The sequence below is a fragment of the Anaerostipes sp. 494a genome (assembly GCF_001940315.1).
Lineage (GTDB): Bacteria > Bacillota > Clostridia > Lachnospirales > Lachnospiraceae > Anaerostipes > Anaerostipes faecalis.
This window is the reverse complement of sequence record NZ_MJIF01000001.1, coordinates 906,090-927,591: the sequence shown is the minus strand read 5'-3', so window position 1 is coordinate 927,591 and position 21,502 is coordinate 906,090. Positions and strand designations below refer to the sequence as shown.

The 21,502-nt window shown below is 36.9% G+C and carries 18 protein-coding genes and 1 other annotated feature; of the genes, 13 read left to right on the top strand and 5 right to left on the bottom strand.

The annotated features are described in order from the left end of the window. Window position 1 precedes the first annotated feature (1 nt). Together lacG and BHF70_RS04710 are read left to right on the top strand one after the other, a co-directional pair. Window positions 2–1,402, top strand: a complete 1,401-nt coding sequence (gene lacG / locus BHF70_RS04715; protein ID WP_075759184.1) for a 6-phospho-beta-galactosidase — start codon at window positions 2–4, stop codon at window positions 1,400–1,402. Window positions 1,403–1,405: 3 nt separating this feature from the next. Beyond that, complete coding sequence (locus BHF70_RS04710; RefSeq protein ID WP_075759183.1) at window positions 1,406–2,059, top strand: HAD family hydrolase; 654 nt, start codon at window positions 1,406–1,408, stop codon at window positions 2,057–2,059. Between the two features lie 55 nt (window positions 2,060–2,114). Here the strand turns inward: BHF70_RS04710 and BHF70_RS04705 are convergent, their stop codons facing one another. Continuing rightward, window positions 2,115–3,125, bottom strand: a complete 1,011-nt coding sequence (locus BHF70_RS04705; RefSeq protein ID WP_075759182.1) for a LacI family DNA-binding transcriptional regulator — start codon at window positions 3,123–3,125, stop codon at window positions 2,115–2,117. A 233-nt stretch (window positions 3,126–3,358) separates the two neighbouring features. Here BHF70_RS04705 and melB point away from each other — a divergent pair, with 233 nt between their 5' ends. The 8 genes from melB (at window position 3,359) to asnB (ending at window position 12,991) form a co-directional block, all read left to right on the top strand. Continuing rightward, a complete protein-coding gene (gene melB, locus BHF70_RS04700) occupies window positions 3,359–4,735 on the top strand; it encodes a melibiose:sodium transporter MelB (protein ID WP_075759181.1) in 1,377 nt (458 codons plus the stop codon). Next, window positions 4,728–6,011, top strand: coding sequence for a galactokinase (locus BHF70_RS04695; protein WP_075759180.1), 1,284 nt, complete (start codon window positions 4,728–4,730; stop codon window positions 6,009–6,011). The genes melB and BHF70_RS04695 overlap by 8 nt, the downstream gene beginning before the upstream one ends. After that, window positions 6,012–7,028 carry an aldose epimerase family protein gene (locus BHF70_RS04690; RefSeq protein ID WP_075759179.1) on the top strand — a complete coding sequence of 339 codons (1,017 nt, stop codon included), beginning with the start codon at window positions 6,012–6,014 and terminating at the stop codon, window positions 7,026–7,028. Between the two features lie 2 nt (window positions 7,029–7,030). Beyond that, entirely contained in the window at window positions 7,031–8,527 is a 1,497-nt protein-coding gene (galT, locus tag BHF70_RS04685; protein ID WP_075759178.1) for a UDP-glucose--hexose-1-phosphate uridylyltransferase, read from the top strand. Between the two features lie 14 nt (window positions 8,528–8,541). Continuing rightward, complete coding sequence (gene galE / locus BHF70_RS04680) at window positions 8,542–9,534, top strand: UDP-glucose 4-epimerase GalE (RefSeq protein ID WP_075759177.1); 993 nt, start codon at window positions 8,542–8,544, stop codon at window positions 9,532–9,534. 126 nt (window positions 9,535–9,660) lie between these two features. Further along, window positions 9,661–10,530 carry a dipicolinate synthase subunit DpsA gene (gene dpsA / locus BHF70_RS04675; RefSeq protein ID WP_075759176.1) on the top strand — a complete coding sequence of 290 codons (870 nt, stop codon included), beginning with the start codon at window positions 9,661–9,663 and terminating at the stop codon, window positions 10,528–10,530. Next, on the top strand, window positions 10,527–11,120 hold the full coding sequence (locus tag BHF70_RS04670; RefSeq protein WP_075759175.1) for a dipicolinate synthase subunit B: 594 nt from the start codon (window positions 10,527–10,529) through the stop codon (window positions 11,118–11,120). Before dpsA ends, BHF70_RS04670 begins: the two co-directional genes overlap by 4 nt. Window positions 11,121–11,137: 17 nt before the next feature. Further along, entirely contained in the window at window positions 11,138–12,991 is a 1,854-nt protein-coding gene (asnB, locus tag BHF70_RS04665) for an asparagine synthase (glutamine-hydrolyzing) (protein WP_075759174.1), read from the top strand. Between the two features lie 12 nt (window positions 12,992–13,003). On the opposite strand, the gene BHF70_RS04660 is transcribed toward asnB, so the two are convergent. From BHF70_RS04660 to BHF70_RS04640, 4 genes are all read right to left on the bottom strand, one after another. Further along, entirely contained in the window at window positions 13,004–13,405 is a 402-nt protein-coding gene (locus BHF70_RS04660; protein ID WP_075759173.1) for a hypothetical protein, read from the bottom strand. Between the two features lie 148 nt (window positions 13,406–13,553). After that, window positions 13,554–14,198: a hypothetical protein gene (locus BHF70_RS04655; protein ID WP_075759172.1), complete on the bottom strand. Its 645-nt coding sequence runs from the start codon at window positions 14,196–14,198 to the stop codon at window positions 13,554–13,556. 253 nt (window positions 14,199–14,451) lie between these two features. Next, the gene (gene tnpC, locus BHF70_RS12225; RefSeq protein WP_143249367.1) at window positions 14,452–15,909 is read right to left on the bottom strand and encodes an IS66 family transposase; all 1,458 of its coding nucleotides are present in this window, start codon (window positions 15,907–15,909) and stop codon (window positions 14,452–14,454) included. A gap of 313 nt (window positions 15,910–16,222) precedes the next feature. Beyond that, the gene (locus BHF70_RS04640) at window positions 16,223–16,663 is read right to left on the bottom strand and encodes a helix-turn-helix domain-containing protein (protein ID WP_075759170.1); all 441 of its coding nucleotides are present in this window, start codon (window positions 16,661–16,663) and stop codon (window positions 16,223–16,225) included. A gap of 450 nt (window positions 16,664–17,113) precedes the next feature. Between BHF70_RS04640 and BHF70_RS04635 the strand changes: the two genes are divergently transcribed. From BHF70_RS04635 to BHF70_RS04625, 3 genes are all read left to right on the top strand, one after another. Beyond that, window positions 17,114–17,980, top strand: coding sequence for a nitroreductase family protein (locus BHF70_RS04635; RefSeq protein ID WP_075759169.1), 867 nt, complete (start codon window positions 17,114–17,116; stop codon window positions 17,978–17,980). Between the two features lie 66 nt (window positions 17,981–18,046). After that, window positions 18,047–18,325 (top strand) — a binding site (T-box leader). Window positions 18,326–18,428: 103 nt separating this feature from the next. Then, the gene (gene trpE, locus BHF70_RS04630; protein WP_075759168.1) at window positions 18,429–19,886 is read left to right on the top strand and encodes an anthranilate synthase component I; all 1,458 of its coding nucleotides are present in this window, start codon (window positions 18,429–18,431) and stop codon (window positions 19,884–19,886) included. Next, window positions 19,883–21,496, top strand: coding sequence for a bifunctional anthranilate synthase component II/anthranilate phosphoribosyltransferase (locus BHF70_RS04625; RefSeq protein WP_075759167.1), 1,614 nt, complete (start codon window positions 19,883–19,885; stop codon window positions 21,494–21,496). Before trpE ends, BHF70_RS04625 begins: the two co-directional genes overlap by 4 nt. Window positions 21,497–21,502 lie beyond the last annotated feature (6 nt).

The following is a 21,502-nucleotide window of genomic DNA, read 5'->3' as shown; positions in this document are numbered from 1 at the left end:
CATGAGATTACCAGAAAATTTTATCATGGGTGGAGCTACAGCAGCATATCAATGTGAAGGAGAATCCAAGACTCATGGAAAAGGAAGGGTTGCTTGGGATGATTATCTGGAGAAACAGGGCTGGTTCAGCCCTGATCCAGCCAGTGATTTTTATCATAAATATCCGGTAGATTTAGAACTTTGTAAGCAGTTTGGAATCAATGGAATCCGTATTTCCATTGCATGGTCCAGAATCTTCCCGACAGGGGAGGGAGAAATCAATCAGGAAGGAGTAGATTTCTATCACGCACTTTTCAAAAAATGCAAAGAAAATGGAGTTGAACCATTTATTACACTGCATCATTTTGATACTCCAAATGAATTGCACAAAAATGGAGATTTTCTGAATCCTCATACGATTGATTGCTTTGAAAAATATGCAAAGTTCTGTTTTGAAGAATATAAAGATGATGTCCGTTACTGGTTTACATTCAACGAGATCTGGCCGGTTTCTTCCGGACAGTATATTACAGGAACTTTTCCACCGGGAGAAAAATATGATGTTATAAAAGCAGTGGAATCTATGCATGGAATGATGATGGCTCATGCAAGAGCAGTCATCGCATTCAAAGAGGGTGGTTATAAAGGAAAGATAGGAATCATTCATTCTCTGGAAACCAAATATCCATTCGATGAAAAAAAACCGGGAGATGTTCTGGCAGCAGAAAGAGAAGATGCATTGACAAATCAGTTTTTATTAGATGCAACATTACTGGGATATTATTCAGCAAAAACAATAGAACATATCAATTTTATATATAATTTAGAAAATAAAGCATTTACACCAAAAGTCTCTGATATGGAACTTTTGAAGAAAGCTGCATCTAAGAATGATTACCTTGGAATCAACTATTATCAGAGTCATTTTGTACAGCAATATGATGGAGAAAACCAAATTCATCATAATGGTACTGGAGCAAAAGGAACATCTGTATATCGATTAAAGGGAATCAGTGAGCATATGTTCAAAGATGGAATTGATCGAACAGATTGGGATTGGCTAATTTATCCGGAAGGCCTGTACGACATGATTATTCGAATCAAAAATCAGTATCCAAATTATAAGGCAATCTATATTACAGAAAATGGAATGGGATATAAAGACGATTTTGAAAATGGAACAGTCGATGATGCTCCGCGAATCGATTATATCAAACGTCATTTACAATGGATTGCCAAGGCAATTGACGAAGGAGCAAATGTGAAAGGATATTTTGTATGGTCTTTAATGGATATGTTCTCATGGTCTAATGGATATAACAAACGTTATGGTCTGTTCTACGTGGATTTTGAAACCCAGGAACGTTATCCGAAAAAATCTGCATATTGGTATAAAAAAGTTAGTGAAACAAAAGAGGTATAGATCATGAAAGGTTGTAAAGGGGTCATCTTTGATTTTAATGGAACACTTTTTTTTGATAATGATAAACATATCAAAGCATGGAATGCTGTTTCTATGAAATTGAGGAACAAAGAGATTACAGAGGAAGAACTTCATGAAAAATTTAATGGAACTCCAAATGATCAGATTATTCGTTATATGACTGATGGAAAAGCATCAGAAGATGAAATAAAAAAATATTCTTTATTAAAAGAAGAATATTACAGAAAATTTTGTCAGGAAGATCAGGATTCTTTTCATCTTGTGGCAGGGGTAAAAGATTATTTTGCAAAATTAAAGCAAAAAAGAGTACCATTTACCATTGCAAGTGCATCAATAAAAGAAAACATAGATTTTTTCAGAAAGTCTTTTGGCCTTGATTACTGGATTGTACCTTCTTCCATTGTTTATGATGATGGGACTTATGAAAATAAGGTCGAAATGTTTCAGGATGCTGCAAAAATAATAGGTATCCCTATGGAAGATATACTGGTTTATGAAGACTCTTTTTCCGGAATCCGCAATGCCTATGAGGCTGGATGCAGAAATATTATCGTGATATGTGAAAAAGAAAAGGAAGAAGAGTATAGAAATCTTCCAGGTGTGATAAAGACCATGCAGACATTCCAGGATTTATAATTCTGTGATGAAAAACGGATGGTGCAAAACACTTGTACCATCCGTGATTTCCTGATTATGTTGTTTTTCGAGGAATGGAGCAGCTTTTTCGGATCGAGAGGCTGCAAGGAAGTGTTAAACGCACGGGAGTTTGATATTCTACCGCTGTGTCTTTTGTCAATAGAGTTACATAATGTGCAGCATATTCACCCATAAATTCTGCAGGAGCATGAACTGTTGTCAAAGGAGGATTTGAAAAGCTGGCAACATTAATATCATCAAATCCCATGACAGAAATATCATCTGGAACTTTATATCCATTTTCATATAAGGCTCTCATTGCACCAATGGCAATGGGATCACTGGCAGCAAAAACAGCAGTTGGAATATGATTATTTTTGATGAGTTTCATCATCATCTGATAGCCGGATTCTGCTGAAAATTCCTGCTCTAAAAGATAAGGTTTATAGATGATATCGTGATCCTTACAGTAATTTACAAAAGTATCTTTTCGTTCTTCATAATAGATATTACCGTCTTCTAAATATTCTTTGCCCCCCAGGTATGCAATATGATGATGTCCCAGATTTGTCAAATAATCCATGGCATCAATGACGGCCTGACGAAAATCAAGAACAATAGTATTACAGTGGATTCTGGAGGTTTTCATATCAACAAAAATAATATTCTTTGTAATGAATTCAAAAGAGTGGATCTGTTGTTCATTAAATTTTCCGATACAAATTAAGGCGTTCACTCCTTTTAATGCATCGATATAATTTGAGTCACTTTGAAAAGTGCGGACAACATCTATCTGACGGGAGGCACAGTAATTTTCAATCCCGATTCGGATGGCCTGATAATAAGGATCTTCCAGTTCTTGAAATAAAGAATACCATTGAAAGATACCAAGTGTAATTTGCTGATTTGATGTTCTTTTTTTTGTATAATTCAGTTCCTGTGCGACTTTTAGCACTTTTTCCCTGGTCTGTTCCGTAACACTTAAGGTATCATCCTGATTTAAGATTCTGGATACAGTTGCCGCTGAAACGTTTGCCTTTTTTGCAATATCTTTGATCGTTGCCATATTTATGATCCTTCCTGAAATTTATTTCCTTTTTATTATATCAAAAATTATATAAAAGCAAAAGTAAATATAATTTAGTAAAACTAACTAAAATTTAAGTGAATATTTTGGTAAATAATTTAGTAAAATTAAATTGAATTATTTTACTAAAAATGTTACTATAATTTTGTCGACAGGGAAAACTGAAAGAAATACACACTTCTGGAAGATTACTAAATTAGGAGGGAAATATTATGAACGAACAATTAGCAGGGAAGGTACCCGGAAGAGTGAAATATACATTTGCATTTGGTGCATTAGGTAAAGATTTAATATATGGAATGATGGCAACATTTGCCATGATTTATTTTACTGATATTTTAAAGGTATCACCAGGATTTGTGGGAATTGTATTTTTTGTTGCAAAATTGTGGGATGCTTTTAATGATTTATTCATGGGGATGCTTGTAGATAATACAAGAACCAAATGGGGAAAATTCATACCATGGCTGGTTATAGGAACCTTGATTAATTCAGTAGTATTTGTTGCATTATTCACAGATTTTAATCTAAAAGGAAATATTCTTTGTATATTTGTTGCTGTTATTTATGTTTTATGGGGAATGACATATACAATTATGGATATTCCATATTGGTCAATAATCCCAAATCTGACATCTGATCCACACGAACGAGAAGTAGTCTCTGTTTTACCTCGTATTTTTGCCAGTTTAGGACAATCACTAATCATAGCTGGTTTTGGTGTTCAGATTATAGCTGCTTTGGGAGGCGGGTATATAGGATATCATAGATTTGCAATTATTATTGCCGGAACATTTATTTTTACAATTGGTGTGGCTGTAGCTAATTTAAAGGTAAAAGAAGATAACGCACCAAAAGAAAAAATTTCTTTTAAAGGTGTTTTTTCTATTATCAAACAAAATGATCAGCTGCAGGCAGCAGTTGGATTGATTCTGCTATATAATGTTGGAATTCAGTTTATTATGGGGGTAGCAGTATACTACTTCACATATGTATGCCATAATGCTAACATGTTGTCCGCATTTATGATTAGTGCATCGATTGCTGAAGTTGTTGGACTAATTATCTTCCCTAAGGTGGCAAGAACACTTTCTAGAAAAACATCATTTTTACTTGCGTGTGTACTTCCTTTTATTGGACTAGTATTGCTTCTTGTTGTTGGATTCGTATGCCCGGGAAATATTATATTAACTGCGATTTCAGGGGTTATTGTGAAAACTGGAACAGGATTGGAACTCGGATGTGCAACAGTATTTTTGTCTGATGTTGTAGACTATGGAGAATATAAATTGAAGACGAGAAATGAATCTGTTGTATTTTCTCTGCAGACTTTAATTGTTAAATTTACAGCAGCATTAACATCTTTATTTATTGGATTTGCTTTGGAACAGACAGGATATATTCCAGACCCACAGGCAGTGCAGTCAGCATTAACATTGAATTCAATACGTTTCTTAATGTGTGCGATTCCAGCGGTATCCATGTTGATTGCGTACTTCGTATATAAAAAGTTTTATAAATTAAGTGACAGTTTCATGAAACAAGTTATCTCAACCATTGAAGAAAGGAGAAAACAGATTAATGCCTAGTAACACAAAGAAATTAATGAAAGAATTTGAAGAGGGGAAATATCAGAAACTTTTAAAAGACATTTATGTGGACGAGAATGTACTGGAATATCAGAAAGAACGTTATATAAAAGCGTTGGAAAATTTTGAGACATTATACGGAGAAAAAGAAATAGAGATTTACAGTGCACCGGGACGAAGTGAAGTTGGAGGAAATCATACAGACCATCAGTATGGAAAAGTTCTTGCAACATCTATTAATCTGGATGCCATTGCAATCGTAGCCAAAACAGAAGATGAAACAGTTACCATTAAATCTGAAGGTTATGAGAAATTTGAAGTAAATTTAAGTTCTTTAGAGCCAAAAGAAGGAGAAGAAGGAACTTCCGAAAGCCTGACCAGAGGTGTTGCCTACAGATTGAAAGAAGAAGGATATGAAATTGGCGGATTTGAGGCTTATATCACAAGTGATGTTTTAAATGGAGCAGGAATGTCATCTTCTGCTGCTTTTGAAGTACTCCTTGGAAATATTTTTTCCGGTCTCTATAACGACATGAAAATTGATGAAGTACTGATCGCACAGGTCGGACAGTATGCAGAAAATGTCTTTTTCGGAAAACCTTGTGGATTGATGGATCAGATGGCATCTGCTGTTGGAGGTCTGATCAATATTGATTTTGAGGATCCAAAAAATCCAATCGTAAAACAGGTAGATGTGGATTTCGAAACATATGGACACAGCTTATGCATTGTTGATACAAAAGGTTCTCATGCGGATCTGACAGATGATTATGCTGCCATTCCGGAGGAAATGAAAAAAGTAGCAAATTTCTTTGATGAAGATGTACTTAGAAAAGTTGATAAAAATGAATTTTACTTAAATTTACCTAAAATAAGAGAAATTCTTGGGGATCGTGCGGTTTTACGTGCAATGCATTTATTTGAAGAAAATAAACGTGTAGATGAACAGGTGAAGGCATTGGAAGATGGAGATTTTGAAACATTTAAAAAGCTCATTAAGGCATCCGGTGATTCTTCATTTAAATATCTGCAGAATGTATATTCAAATCATGAGTTGCAAAATCAGAGCATGTCTATCGGGCTGGCAATTAGTGATGTAGCTTTAGGAGATAAAGGAGTCAGCCGTGTCCATGGAGGAGGATTTGCAGGAACCATTCAGGCATTTGTACCAAATGATATTGTAGGAATGTATAAAGAAACTATAGAAAATGTATTTGGAGAAGGGGCATGCCATATTTTAAAAGTACGTAAATATGGCGGAATTAAGGTTTTATAAATGACGGAAGTTAAAATTACAGAAAAAAGAGATAATGGAATTACTTTTTTTGAAATAAAAAATGAAGATTTGCGGGTAAAAGTTACAAATCTTGGATGTCATATTCTTTCAATCTTCACAAAAGACCGGGAAGGAACGGAGGACGATGTAGTATTAAGTTTTGAAGATATTGAAGATTGCCATCATGACGGCAGTTATATGGGCGCAGTGGTAGGACGTGTTGCCAATCGTATTGCCGGAGCAAAATTTCAGTTAAATGGAACCACGTATTCATTGGCTGCAAATGATGGATCCAATCATCTTCATGGGGGAAAAGAAGGGTTTAATCAAAAATTATTCCAATATGAAATACTGGATGACGGTGTAAGATTTATTTATCTATCACCGGATATGGAAGAAGGATATCCGGGAAGCTTGCGTTTAGAAGTAAGTTATCGGTTAGAAGGCAATACAATAAAGATAGAGTATGAAGCTGTTTCCGATCAGGATACATTGGTCAATATAACCAATCATTCCTATTTTAATTTGACTGGTGGAAAGGATAAAATATATCACCATCAATTGAAGATGGCGGCAGATCAGATTGCTTGTGTTGATGAAAATTGTCTTACAAATGGAAAATTTCTCAATGTAGAGGATACACCGTTTGATTTTAGAGAATTTCATGAAATAGGCGAGAGAATCAACGACGGACATGATCAGTTAAAATTGGCAGGTGGCTATGATCATTCGTTTTTGGTAAATAAATCCTCTGATCAGGCAGTGCTTTATGATCCGGTTTCCGGAAGGAAACTCATCGTATCCACAAGTCTTCCTGCAATTCAGATGTACACAGGAAATTTTCTTGCCGGTGGATGCAATGGAAAGAATGGAAAACCTTATGAAAATAGAGATGGAGTTGCTTTGGAAACTCAGTTTTTGCCTGATTCCATTCATATTGAAAAGGATCCCAAAGTTATTTTAAGAAGGGGACAGGAATATCATTCTGTTACCTCCTACAGATTTGAGGTGGAATAGTCATGAAATTACAAAAAGAAATAGCAAAACTGGTGGAATATGGACTACAGAAAGAACTGATTCAACCGGAAGATAAAACATATACCATAAATCAGTATTTAGAAATTTTCAAATTGGATGAATATGAAGAACCGGATATATCCGGAGAAGAGATCATATTAGAAGATATTTTAAATGCGCTTGTGGATGAGGCATATGATAGATATATTATCAAAAGTAATGATATTGTTACCAGAGATTTGTTTGATACAAAATTAATGGGTGTCATGGTTGCCAGACCAAGTGAGGTTATTGGTAAGTTTAAAAAACTTTACAAACAAGGTCCGGAAATTGCAACTGAATTTTATTATAATTTTAGTCAGGATACCGATTATATCCGCAGATATCGTGTGAAAAAGGATATGAAATGGAAAGTAGATAGTCCTTATGGAGTCATTGATATTACCATTAATCTTTCCAAACCGGAAAAGGATCCTAAGGCGATCGCGGCTGCTAAAAATGCAAAGCAGAGTTCTTACCCAAAATGTCAGTTATGTATGGAAAATGAAGGATATGCAGGACGAATGAATCATCCGGCAAGACAGAATCATCGTATCATTCCAGTCACGATCAATCAAAGCAAATGGGGATTTCAATATTCTCCATATGTTTATTATAATGAACATTGTATCGTATTTAACGGAGAACATACACCAATGAAGATCGATCGAAATACATTTATCAAGCTTTTTGATTTTGTCAAACAGTTTCCACATTATTTTCTCGGATCTAATGCCGATCTTCCTATTGTTGGTGGGTCAATTTTAACACATGATCATTTTCAGGGAGGACATTATGAATTCGCCATGGAACGAGCTCAAATTGAAAAAAACTTTGTAATTCCAGAATATGAAGATGTAGAAGCAGGAATTGTCCACTGGCCTTTATCTGTGATTCGGATCCGGCATAAAGATGAAAAACGTTTGATCGATCTGGCAGATCATATTTTAAAAAGCTGGCGTGGATATACGGATGAAGAAGCTTATATTTTTGCTGAAACAGATGGAGATCCACATAATACGATCACTCCGATCGCAAGAAAAAAAGGTGATGTATATGAACTGGATCTGACTCTTCGAAATAATATTACCACAAAAGAGTGTCCATTGGGACTTTATCATCCGCATAATGAGTATCATCATATTAAGAAGGAAAACATTGGACTAATTGAAGTAATGGGGCTTGCGGTACTTCCTTCCCGCCTAAAAGGAGAAATGGAATTACTGGCAGAATGTCTTGTACAAAGAAAACCTTTTGAAGAGTACGAGGAATTAAAGAAGCACATTGACTGGGTTCATGAGTTTTTGCCAAAATATGATGAGATAAATGAAGATAATGTAATGGATATCCTGAAAGAGGAAATCGGACAGGTATTTGTTAAAGTTTTGGAAGACGCAGGAGTATATAAATGTAATAAAGAAGGCAGAAAAGCTTTCGAAAGATTTATTGCAGTATTATAGGAAAGGTGAGAAACATGAAAATTTTAGTATTAGGTGGAGCAGGTTATATTGGATCTCACACAGTATATGAGCTGGTGGATGCCGGTGATGAAGTAGTCATTATTGACAATCTGGAAACGGGTCATATTGAAGCTGTTCATCCAGAAGCGAAGTTTTATAAGGGAGATTTAAGAGACAGAGCTTTTGTTGATAGTGTTTTGGATCAGGAGACAGATATTGATGCAGTGATCCATTTTGCTGCCAATTCTCTGGTCGGTGAGAGTATGGTCAATCCATTAAAATATTACGATAATAATTTATGCGGAACAAAGACTATGCTGGAATCTCTTGTGGCCCATGGAATTGATAAGATTGTATTTTCATCAACTGCCGCAACTTATGGAGAACCGGAGAAAGTTCCGATTCTTGAAAGTGATAGAACAGAGCCGACCAATACATATGGAGAAACCAAGCTTTCTATGGAAAAAATGTTTAAATGGGTAGGAAAAGCCCATGGGCTTCGTTATGTTTCTCTCAGATATTTTAATGCATGTGGTGCACATGTCAGTGGAAAAATCGGAGAAGCACATAATCCGGAATCTCATTTAATCCCATTGATCCTTCAGGTACCAAATGGAAAAAGAGAAGCGATCAGCATTTTTGGAACAGATTATCCTACCAAGGATGGTACATGTGTCAGAGATTATATTCATGTAACTGATCTGGCACAGGCACATATCCTTGCTGTAAAATATCTGATGGAGGGAAATGAAAGCAATATTTTCAATCTTGGAAATGGGGTTGGATTTACTGTAAAAGAAGTGATTGAAACGGCTAGAAAAGTAACAGGAAAACCAATCAAAGCAGTGGAAGAAGAACGTCGTGCCGGAGATCCTGCAATATTGATCGCATCCAGTGAAAAGGCTAAAAAAATCCTTGGATGGAAGCCGGAACATGCAGATCTGGAAGAAATTATTGCAACTGCATGGAAGTGGCATAGCACTCATCCAAACGGATATGGGAAATAGGTTATAAAAGTATGCAGAAGCCATCAGGAGACTTTGAAATTCAAGGTCTCCTTTTGTGTTCTGAGAAGGAACCTTTTGACGTATTCATACATATATTATCAGAAGGATATTCAGGAGTGGTAGCAGGTGCAGTATGATTTCGCAGTAATTGGCGGAGATCGCCGTCAGGTATATTTGGCAAATTATTTAAAAAATCGTCGATATAGGGTTATTGTATATGGAACAGAAGAGAAGGATCTGGACAGGGATTGTAAACTGGCCAGGTCTTTTTTTGAAGCCATTACGGAAGCACAGTGTGTGATCGGACCGGTTTTATTTTCCAAAGACGGGGAACGTATCATTTCGAAAAAGAAGCATCTTAATTTAGGATTAAAGGAACTGGTTGCAAATTTACAGGAAGGCCAGAGTTTATTTGGAGGTTGTATTTCTGCGGAAGTTTTAGAAGCATGCCGACAAAAAAATGTGCAGGTTTATGATTTTATGAAAATGGATGATGTGGCAATTTATAATGCTATTGCCACTGCAGAAGGAGCTATCGTAAAGGCTATGGAGCTAAAACCGGTGAATCTTCATCAAAGTCGTTGCCTGGTTCTTGGTTATGGAAGATGCGGAAAAGTTCTGGCAGGAAAATTGAAAGGTTTAGATGCCAGAGTTACTATTTGTGCCAGAGGGGAAACAGCCAGGAGTCAGGGAGAGGCTGCCGGATTTGACTGTATGGACTTTTCAGAATTATCCAGGCACATTTTGCGGTTTGACTATATTTTTAATACAATTCCGGCTGTGGTGTTAAAAGGCAGTGTGTTGAAAAGATTATCCAAAGATGCCTGTATTGTGGATATAGCTTCGTTTCCAGGTGGTGTTGATCAGAAAGCAGCAAAAGAACTGGGAATCCGTTCCTATCTTTGTCCTAGCCTTCCTGGTATTTATGCACCAAAATCTTCGGGAATCCGTTTGGCTGAAAAAGTGCTGGAGCTGAAAGGGAGGAATGAAAAATGAAACTTGAAAATTTGAGGATCGGTGTTGCTATCACAGGTTCATTTTGTACTTATGCAAAAGCATTTCAGGAAATCAGACATCTGGTAGAAGAAGGAGCCATTGTTCAGACGATTTTTTCTGATATGGCCCAGACGGTTGACAGCCGTTTTGGAAAAGCAGCAGATTTTCTTCAAAAAGCACAGGAACTGACAGGACATGAACCTATGAAGACCATTGAAGCGGCAGAAGTCATAGGACCTACAGGATGTCTGGATATTCTGGTAATTTTACCTTGTACGGGAAATACCATGGCAAAGTTGACCAATGGGATTACCGATACACCGGTGCTGATGGCGGCAAAAGCCCATTTAAGAAATGGGAAACCGGTGGTGATTTCACTTTCCACAAATGATGCATTAGGTATGAATCTGAAAAATATCGGGTATCTTTTAAATAGTAAAAATATCTTTTTTGTTCCATTTGGTCAGGATGATCCCGTAAAGAAGCCTAACTCCATGACGGCATATACGGAATTGCTGATTCCAACGATTTTAAAAGCCATGGAGGGAAAACAGTATCAGCCTGTGATTGGAAATAAACAAGTTAAATGAAATTGAGGTGACAGAATATGTGTGGCATTGCAGGATTTTCAAATATGGAAGAAAATTATCTTTATTCCAGAGAAAAATGGGAAAGAGTTTTAAATCAAATGAATCAGGTCCAGAAACACCGGGGGCCTGATGATGAAGGTTATTATCTGGATAAAACATGTGGATTGGGGCATGTGAGGCTCTCCATCATTGACTTGAAAAATGGGCATCAGCCGATGATAAGGAAAAAAGATTACAGGGAATGTGCGATTATTTTCAATGGGGAAATTTATAATATGCTATCCCTGCGAAAAGAATTGGAGAAAAAAGGTGCCAGGTTTGAGACCAATAGCGATACAGAAGTGATTCTGGTTGGATATATGAGGTATGGAACATCGTTTGTAAAAAGATTAAATGGAATTTTCTCCATTGCCATTTGGGATGGAATGCTGGAAAAATTATTCCTGTTTCGTGATCGGTTGGGAGTAAAACCGTTGTTTTATACAGAGTTGGGGAATACCTTGATTTTTGCATCGGAGATCAAAGGATTGTTTGCATATCCGGGAGTAAAGCCGGTGATTGACCGGGAGGGGCTGGGAGAAATCTTTGGACTTGGACCGGCAAAGACCTATGGAAAAGGAGTTTTCAAAAATGTAAAGGAAGTTTTGCCGGGACATTTTCTGGAATATGAAAAAGAGGGACTAAAAGACCATACTTTCTGGCAGCTGGAAGGGAAGCCTCATGAAGATTCCCTTCAGAATACCATTGAAAAAACTTCCTGGCTGATTCATGATGCGGTAAAAATGCAGATGCTGTCAGATATTCCAATCAGCACATTTCTTTCCGGTGGTGTGGACAGCAGTCTGGTAACGTCTATCTGTGCAAAAGAACTTCATAAACAGGGAAAGCAGCTGAATACGTTTTCTTTTGATTTTCATAACAATCATCAGTACTTCCAGGCAAATGCATTTCAGCCGTCAGAAGACCGGCCATGGGTGGACCGGATGGTGGAATATGCAGAAACCAGGCATATTTATCTGGAATGCAGGAATATGGAATTGATTTCCTATCTTTATAAAGCAGTAGATGCAAGGGATTTGCCATGTATGGCGGATGTAGAATCATCTATGCTATATTTTTGTTCTAAAGTTGTGGATTATAATAAGGTGACTTTAACCGGGGAATGTGCCGATGAAATATTTGGCGGTTATCCATGGTTTCATAAAAAGGAATGTTTTGAAGCAGATAATTTTCCGTGGTCTATGGATATGGAGCCTAGAAAAATGCTGCTTCGTGATGATATTCTGGAAAAGGTTGATTTGGAGGCTTATTCCAAAGAGGCTTATCAGAGAACAATAAAAGAAACACCGAAGCTTTATGGAGAAGATAAAATAGAAGCCAGAAGAAGGGAAATATCATATTTAAATCTTCATTGGTTTATGACAACGCTCCTTGACCGAATGGATCGTACCAGTATGTATTCAGGACTGGAAGCCAGAGTTCCGTTTGCAGATCATCGAATTGTGGAATATTTATATAATGTTCCGTGGGAAATGAAATGTAAAGACGGAATCGTAAAAGGACTGCTTCGTGCCGCCGGTGAGAAGGATCTTCCAGAAGAAGTTTTATATCGAAGAAAGAGCCCTTATCCGAAAACATATGATCCGACATATGAGAAACTGCTGTCTGTAGAGCTTCAAAAAGTTATGCAGAAAAAAACTTCACCGATCATCCAGCTGATAGATCCGGTGAAGCTTGAAAATTTCCTGAATAGTCCAAAAGATTATGGAAAACCATGGTATGGACAGCTGATGGCTGGTCCTCAGATGATTGCATTTCTTCTGCAGGTCAATTACTGGCTGCAGGCATATGAAATCACACTGGAAATATAAATTTATTTCTGTTTATTCCAAAAAAGAGGAAGAAGTAGAAAGATTTTTACAGCTGTCAGGAGATAGAGTGATATAGGAATCATCTAAGTCCTTATAATGATAAGATTTTGAAAATGATTTTCCCTCATCTGTTTTTCCGGAAATTGTAAAATCAGTTTCTGGCTGATTCTTTGTAGTATTCACAACGAATGTATGACTGTCTCCGGATTTAATATCTTCTATGTTGTGAAGATCCTGATTGTCATAAGCCAGAACAACATCTGTTAATGTTAATTCTGTATGATTATTTACTGTAACAGAATATTTTGACGTAGATGAAGTTGTATCGGCAGCATAGGAGCTGATTGGTATTGATAATATAAGTAATAATACGGTTGCTGAAACAACTGTAATAATTGATGATTTCTTTTTCATGAATTTGTATCCTTTCCTTTTCAATATCTTCTATATATTATGTTAGCACATGAATGATAAAAGAAAAATTGGTAAAATTATAGAAAATTTATTTGAATGCAAGAATTTTTTGCGTAATTTGTATAAAAAGTTTTTCTTTTTCGATATACTAAAGATATTTTTTTATAATCTCCTTTAAAATCGCTGTGGTTTCTTTAAGGGAAGATACATCGGGATTTTCCAGTAAACTTTCAAAATAATCATAAAAGGAATCATAGATACTGTTTTCTTTCAGATAAAAAAATGAGAATAAGTTTTCCTGGCTCATGGAAAACATGGTCACACGGTGATCACTGAATATTTCCAAATTGATTTCCGGAAGATTGCGAAAATAATTTTTCGGTAAAATGTGAAGATGATAGAATCCTTCTGTACAATAATTTGCAACTTTTTCTAAAATGATTTTTCTCTGTTCCTTAGAAAATGGTTTTAAAATATGACGGCAGCTTTGACAGAGTTCTCCTGTTTTTGCAAAGCGTATTAAACCTTCGTAAGATAGAAACGCTTCATATGGAGGATAGTTGGCATTTACATTGAATAAGGTTTCAAATATCCATATCAGTTTTTCATTATTGCGAAATGCCTCTGTCAGTTGAGGAAGAAATAATTCATCGGAATAAATCTTCAACAAACATGGAAAAAAGTCCAAGGAAAACAAAGGACGGGAGGATGTTTTTGAAACAGAATAATAGTATTCTATCATGTTGGTTGGATCGGATGAATGATAGATAAATGGTCGTGATTGTTGTATCATTTTTTGGCATTTCCTGTGATGAACATCAATCAGCACAGGATCTGCAGATAGTATACCCTCCTTGCAATCTGCAGATATAAATAAGATATGATTGGATGTCAGTTTTTTTTTAGAGTGTCAGAAAATGATAAAAAGGAACAGATTGTTTTCCGCTATAAAAAATCTGCTGGACAGATTCAAAAAACAGAGATTTACTTACAGGAATATTACTGTAAATATATTTTTCTTCTATTGTATCTATTCAGGACACCCATTAGCCAAAGATAAAATCCGGGTTACCTGAAATTGCATTTTTGATTGCTTCATACGCATTGTATCCCTGTTTGTGTGCGGTGCCGATATAGGACATGATTTTTAAGTAATCTCTTGCCCCTTCCTCAGTACGAAAGCAGCCGGATACCTTGGTTTTTACTTTTATCATACGAATGTCTCGCTCTGCCTGATTGTTATCAAATGGTACTTCGAAATTTTTGATAAAAAGGCAGACGGATGCCTTGTAATTCGCAAGACGTTCCACAAGTGCAAGGATTTTTCCTTTTTTCTTACGGCCACGCTTTTTTTCTGTGGTTTCAGGAAGCGGATTTTCTTTCCTTGCCTGTTCGATAAGCTCATCATATTGCTTATCGAATTTATGACTGTAATAATAGCTGAGACTTTCGTTTCCTTTCGCAACAGCTTTATCTTTGACCTTTTTCATTTCCAATAAAAGGTCTATAAATGCAGATGCCCATTTCTGCTCCGGATGGTTCTCGGTAATTCCGGTTAATTCTCTGAGAAGATGGGCACAACAGACAGCATGGGTTACTTCTGGATAATTCCAGTAAGAAGCCCAGCAGTCATGCATGGCAATGCCGTGAAATTCCGTAAGAACACCGCACTGTTCCATGCCTTTAAATCCACGTTTAGGGCTGATGTCCAGATAGGTGTAATCACAGTTTGAGGCATTATGAACCCACCAGAGCTTTTTATCCACTCTGGTTCCTGTTTCGTCAAAATGTCCAAGGGCTGAAGCCTGCATTTTCTGTTTGATTTTTTCAACGATATCACAAAGACCATCGGCACAACGCTTTACCATGTTGCTTATGGTTCCCGTTGCGATCGGAATGTTAAATACTCCTGACAGTATTTCATGGGTTCGTTTAATGCTGACTGCACCAACTGTATTTAATGCCACAGATAATGCCTGAAGGTTTTCTCCGTACTGCACACTTGCTTTTACATCAGACGGGAACTCACCTTTGCGGGTTCCGCCATGCAGCATGCAGATTGGAATTTCCAACACCTGGTGCTCTGTAACATTTACGGTTACAACAGCATCAATGACATGACGTTTTTCTGAGATACAAGCCGTTCCTTTACACATTTTATAGTGAGGGCAACCTTCACAGGCAGATGGCATATGTTTGATGGTTTCATCCGGTGCAGTTGTCACAGCAAGATTTGTTCCCGGATGTCCATTCTGAGCACCGACCTTTTTGCCGGAAGATTTACGCAGGCTTTTAGGGGCAGGCTTCTTAAGGCCATCACTGGAAGGCGGTTTGGAACTGTTTTTGGAGTTTTTGTTAAGCTGTTCTTTCAGTTCCTGAATGGTCTGGTTGAGCTGAGCAATCAACTGAGTCTGTGCAGCGATTGTCGCATTTAAAGAATCAACCGTTGCTGTCAATGAATTGACTTGCTGTAATAACTGTTCGTTCATTTCGTCTTTTGTCATTCAGACCACCTTCTTTCGCTAAAATTGATACTTCTATTTTAGCGGAAAATGGAGAAAAAAGCGAATTTGACAAAAACAGAACATTGTCAAAATGACGGTGGATAACATTCCAAATTCGCTGTGAAAATGCTGATAATAACTATATGAAATCCCCAAATTCGATGTATTTTCGCAATAAATCGGAGTTGCCAGTTCAGTAATCCACAGCCTGTAATTTTAGGTGTGATACATTGAAAAGTTATCCACTTTTAGCAGGAAATCATTGGTGAAAAAGAATTTTATTTTCTCTGTTTTTACCAAAAATCATGGCATCTCAAAGGGGTGCTGAATAGTTACCTTCTATTAATAAAAGATGCTGAAAAACACGAGACAGCTCCAATGGATGATCAATCTTCATAGTTGTCTGTTCTATCAGGTTATTATCATAACTGGACGAAACATTTTTAAAAAATTGAAAATCAGAAATATAGTTGGCTCCAATCTCATCTAAAAATTCTTTAATAAAAATTCTGTTTTCATAACGCAGTGTGCCAAGCTTCTGCCGCTGATATAATTCATGAAGTTTTCTGGATTCCTCCGGTGTTAAAGAAAGAGCATTTGCGAATGCTTCAAAGACTTCCTCCTTTGGAAGTCTTTCTCCTTTTAATAATCTGCGAATACTTGTCCTCTCTAAATCGTGGCTCTTGCAGAAATGGTATAAACTAGTCTCTTCGGCTAAAAATAATTCGTTGCAGTAATTTGCTAGCTGATTCATATTAATCATCACTTCCCTTTTTGTTGTATAAAAACTACATTAATATACTAATGTGATAAAAATATATTGTCAATAATATCTGGTAAATATTTTTGACCAATTACTGGCACATATTGTGGAAGAAGCCCATGATTTATTATAATAAAAGTGCTCGGGAAAAGGGGAGTATTTTTATAGAAACCAAATCAATGGTTTGATACATGGATGGTTTGAAGGGTATCCATAATGAGGAGCAGACGGGTACCTTTCAAACTTATTTTTTTATTTCATTAGAAAAGCAGTTAAAACTGCTGTACATCGGTACACGAAGCGGAAAGAAGAAAACGGTAATCATCAGGATTAAATAAATTTAGATAAAGAATTCCAGATTATTTTGGAAATATAATGCGAGTATGATATAATAAAACCAAACAATAAACTTGATGGATACAGAAAAAGGAGCTGATCAGTATGGATTACAGACAGACAATCGCAAATAAATATTCCGTTCGTGATTATAAGGACAAAAAAGTAGATGCGAAGACAGCAAAGGAAATCAGAGATTATGCAAGAGAATGTCCGAAACTGGTAGATGATATAGCAATTGACATCCGTTTTATGGATAATGACGATGTTTATCGCCAGTTAGATGGTTTTGCAGGATATAAAGGAATTTTTATTAATGCACCTCATTATGCTATTCTTCTTTCTGAGAAAAAAGATCATTATATTGAGAATGCAGGTTACGTGGGAGAAGGAATTTGCTTGAGAGCCCATGAGTTAGGTGTAAATTCCTGCTGGATTACTTTTGAGGACAGCAAAACAATTATTCATAAGCTGAATATCGTGACAGATAAAGAAGTCGTTGGAATTATTGCTTTGGGATATGGAAAGAAAGCAAGAAAACTGACAACCGGAGGAGTACAGACTGGAGGAAATTATACACAGGTTGATATGCAGAAGAAAGCACAGACTGGTGCTGAAAGAATGCCGCTTCAGCAGATGGTATATATTGACAAATGGGGTGAAGAAGCAGATGTTGATACATTGGTAGAACGTGCTTTATACGATCCAATGGATTATGCAAGAAGAGCTCCATCTACATTAAACCGCCAGCCATGGAGATTTATTATTGACGGAGCCAAGATTATTCTTGCAGTCCGCGAGGATGAAGAAACCAACGAATATGAAGAGCAGATTGATGCGGGAATTGCAATGCTGTATTTTGAAGGAGTTATTGAACAGGTTCTTTGCAATGTTCAGTGGAAACTGGGACCAGTAGAAAATACATATGGAATTCCGGAAGAATATAAAATTGTCGCAAGCTGCCAGGTATAAAAAAATAGTTGACAAATTGAAATAATGTGCATATAATAATAAAAAACAATTTAGCAGATTAAAGTGATAAATCCTTTGAGCAAAAGTAAGTAGCTTATAATACAGTCTTACAGAGAGTAGTTGGTTGGTGCAAAACTATGGATATGATATGAGTGAATGGATTTGTGAGGAGCACAGAGAACTGTTTTTAGTAACTAAGTAACTGTCGCCGTTATCCCACGTTACGGGAACGAGGTATAAAAGCTTTCAATAGCGGAGTACTTTAAGAAGGAGAAATTCTCTCTGTAGGCACATACAGGACGAGTTTCTTAAATATGGGTGGCACCACGGTCTATCGTCCCTAGGATTAGGGATGATAGGCCTTTTTTATTTCCAGGAGATTTCGTTGAATTCCCTGAAAATAAAAATGCTCCACCTGGCGATCGGTTTATGATCAGGAGGCAAGATTATGTTATATCCATCATTGGAAAAAGTTAATGAATTATTAGAAGAATATCAGACCGTACCTGTTTTCTATGAGGTACTGGCAGATCATTTAACACCGATTCGTATGTTTCGGGCATTAAAAAGAGAAGGAACTCCATGTTTTATTTTGGAAAGTGTGGAGAACAGCAATCAGTGGGGGCGTTATTCTTTTATTGGAGTCAATCCAAAATCTGAGATAAAGATTCAGGGTAATGAAATTGATATTGATGGAAACAAGGAAATTGTGGAAGATCATATTTCTTATCTAATCAGTCTGGTAAAGAAGTATCAGTCACCGATGATAGAAGATCAGCCTTATTTAACCGGCGGTTTGATCGGATATTTTGGTTATGACACCATTCGTTATGTAGAAAAGCGTCTGACCAATGTTCCGGAAGATGACCTTCATATGCCGGAATGTCATTTATGTATGTACGATGAGCTTATTGCTTATGATCATTTGACAAGTAAAGCAATCGTTATTCAAAACATTTATCAGGGTGATGATGTAAAACGGGTTTATAAGGATCTGGAAGATAAAGCAGAACTGATTTTAAAGAAAATGGAACGTCCGGTATCTTTACAAAAGGATCGTTTTGAAGCCGGAGATATTCAGGTGAAATCCAATCTGACAAAAGAAGAGTATGAGGCAAATGTAAGAAAGGCAAAAGAATACATTAAAGACGGGGATATTTTCCAGGTGGTACTTTCACAGAGAATGGAAGTAGAAAGTGATGTTGATCCATTGGATGTTTATCGTTGCCTGCGTACTTCTAATCCATCTCCGTATCTGTATTATTTTGATTTTGTAGATTATCAGGTGGTCGGATCTTCTCCAGAAAAACTGGTGGGAGTCGATCAGGGAATTGTAACAACAAAGCCGATTGCAGGGACAGTTCCAAGAGGAAAGACCAAGGAAGAAGATCAGAAACTGGTAGAGCAGCTGATGAATGATCCGAAAGAACGGGCAGAACATACCATGTTAGTGGATCTTGGAAGAAATGATATCGGAAGGGTCAGCAAATTTGGAACCGTAAAAGTAAACAATTTTATGACGGTAGAGCAGTACTCCAAAGTGACACATCTGGTCAGCGATGTGCAGGGAGAGTTAAGAAATGATAAAACAGCCCTGGATGCACTGATGAGTGTCCTGCCAGCTGGAACTTTATCCGGAGCACCGAAAGTTCGTGCCATGGAGATTATCGATGAGCTGGAAAACAAAAAACGAGGAGTTTATGGAGGAACGGTTGGTTATTTAGCATTTGACGGAAATATTGATACCTGTATTGCCATTCGGACAGCTGTATTTAAAGATGGAAAAGGCTATGTACAGGCGGGGGCAGGGATTGTAGCAGATTCTGTTCCGGCAAAAGAATATATGGAAACGAAAAACAAAGCGCTGGCAGTAATCAATGCAATTAAGGAGGCGGCAAAGTTATGATCTTATTAATCGATAATTACGATTCCTTTACTTATAATGTTTATCAGTACATTGGAGAATTGTATCCAAATATAGAAGTAGTAAGAAATGATCAGATTACCATAGAAGAAATGGAACAGATGGATCTGGAAGCATTGGTAATTTCACCAGGACCTGGATTTCCGGATTCTGCAGGAATATCAAAAAAGGCTATCAAATACTTTGCAGGGAAAATACCAATCCTTGGAATTTGTCTTGGACATCAGGCAATTGGAGAAGTATTTGGAGGAAAAATCGTACATGCAAAAGAGCTGATGCATGGTAAAAAAAGTGTTATTGATATAGACACAACAGATTCTTTGTTTCAGGGATTAAATCCTAAGATCAGTGCAGCCCGTTATCATTCTTTAATTGTGGATGGAGACAGTTTTCCAGAGTGTTTAAAGGTTCTAGGATCTGATGAGTCAGGACAGATCATGGCACTTCGACATAAAAAATACGATGTATATGGAATCCAGTTTCACCCGGAATCCATATTAACAGATACAGGAAAACAAATTTTAAAAAACTTTTTAGAAAACATTGCAGACATTAATTTAGACGGAAAAAAGGAGCAGACAATGAAGGATATTTTAGCAAAGGTTGCAGATGGAAAGCATTTAACAGAAAAAGAAGCATACAAAGCAATGAACATTATCTTTAAAGGGGAAGCAACAGAAGCACAGATTGCAGGATTTATTACAGCACTTCGTATCAATGGAGAAACACCGGAAGAAATATCCGGATGTGCCAGAGCTATGAGAGATAATGCAGTTATTGTGGAAGGCGAGACAGATGCCATTGATATTGTAGGAACAGGCGGGGATCTGGCAGCCAGCTTTAATATTTCAACAACAGCATCCTTTGTTATTGCTGCAGCAGGAGCCAAGGTGGCGAAACATGGAAACCGCAGTGTATCATCCAAAAGCGGGGCTGCAGATGTACTGGAAGCTCTGGGAGCCAAAATCGGATTATCTGCGGAGGAAAATAAAAGATGTGTAGATGAAGTAGGTGTGGCATTTTTATTTGCACAAACACATCATGGAGCAATGAAATATGCAGGTCCGGTTCGCGGACAGCTGGGAATTCGTACAGTATTTAATATTCTAGGACCTTTAGGAAATCCGGCAAAGACAGATTATATTGTTCTTGGTGTTTATGAAAAACCATTGGTTCATACCATTGCAAATGTATTAAATAATCTGGGAATTAAACATGCCATGGTAGTTTACGGAGATGACAAACTGGATGAATTATCTATTTCTTCTACGACCAGTGTGGCGGAAGTTGATCATGGAGAAATCAAAGAATATACGATTCATCCGGAAGATTATGGATTATCTCTTTATAATAAAGAAGATATTGTTGGTGGTACTGCCCAGGAAAATGCTGAGATTACCAAAAATATTCTTTCTGGAAAAGAACAAGGTGCCAAAAGGGATATTGTTTTATTAAATGCAGGTGCTGCATTATATACGGTTGGAAAGGCTGAGTCCTTAAAAGCAGGAATAGATCTTGCAAAAGAAATGATTGATTCTGGAAAAGCAATGGAAAAATTAAATGAGTTTGTAGAATTTACAGCAGCATGTTAGGAGTTT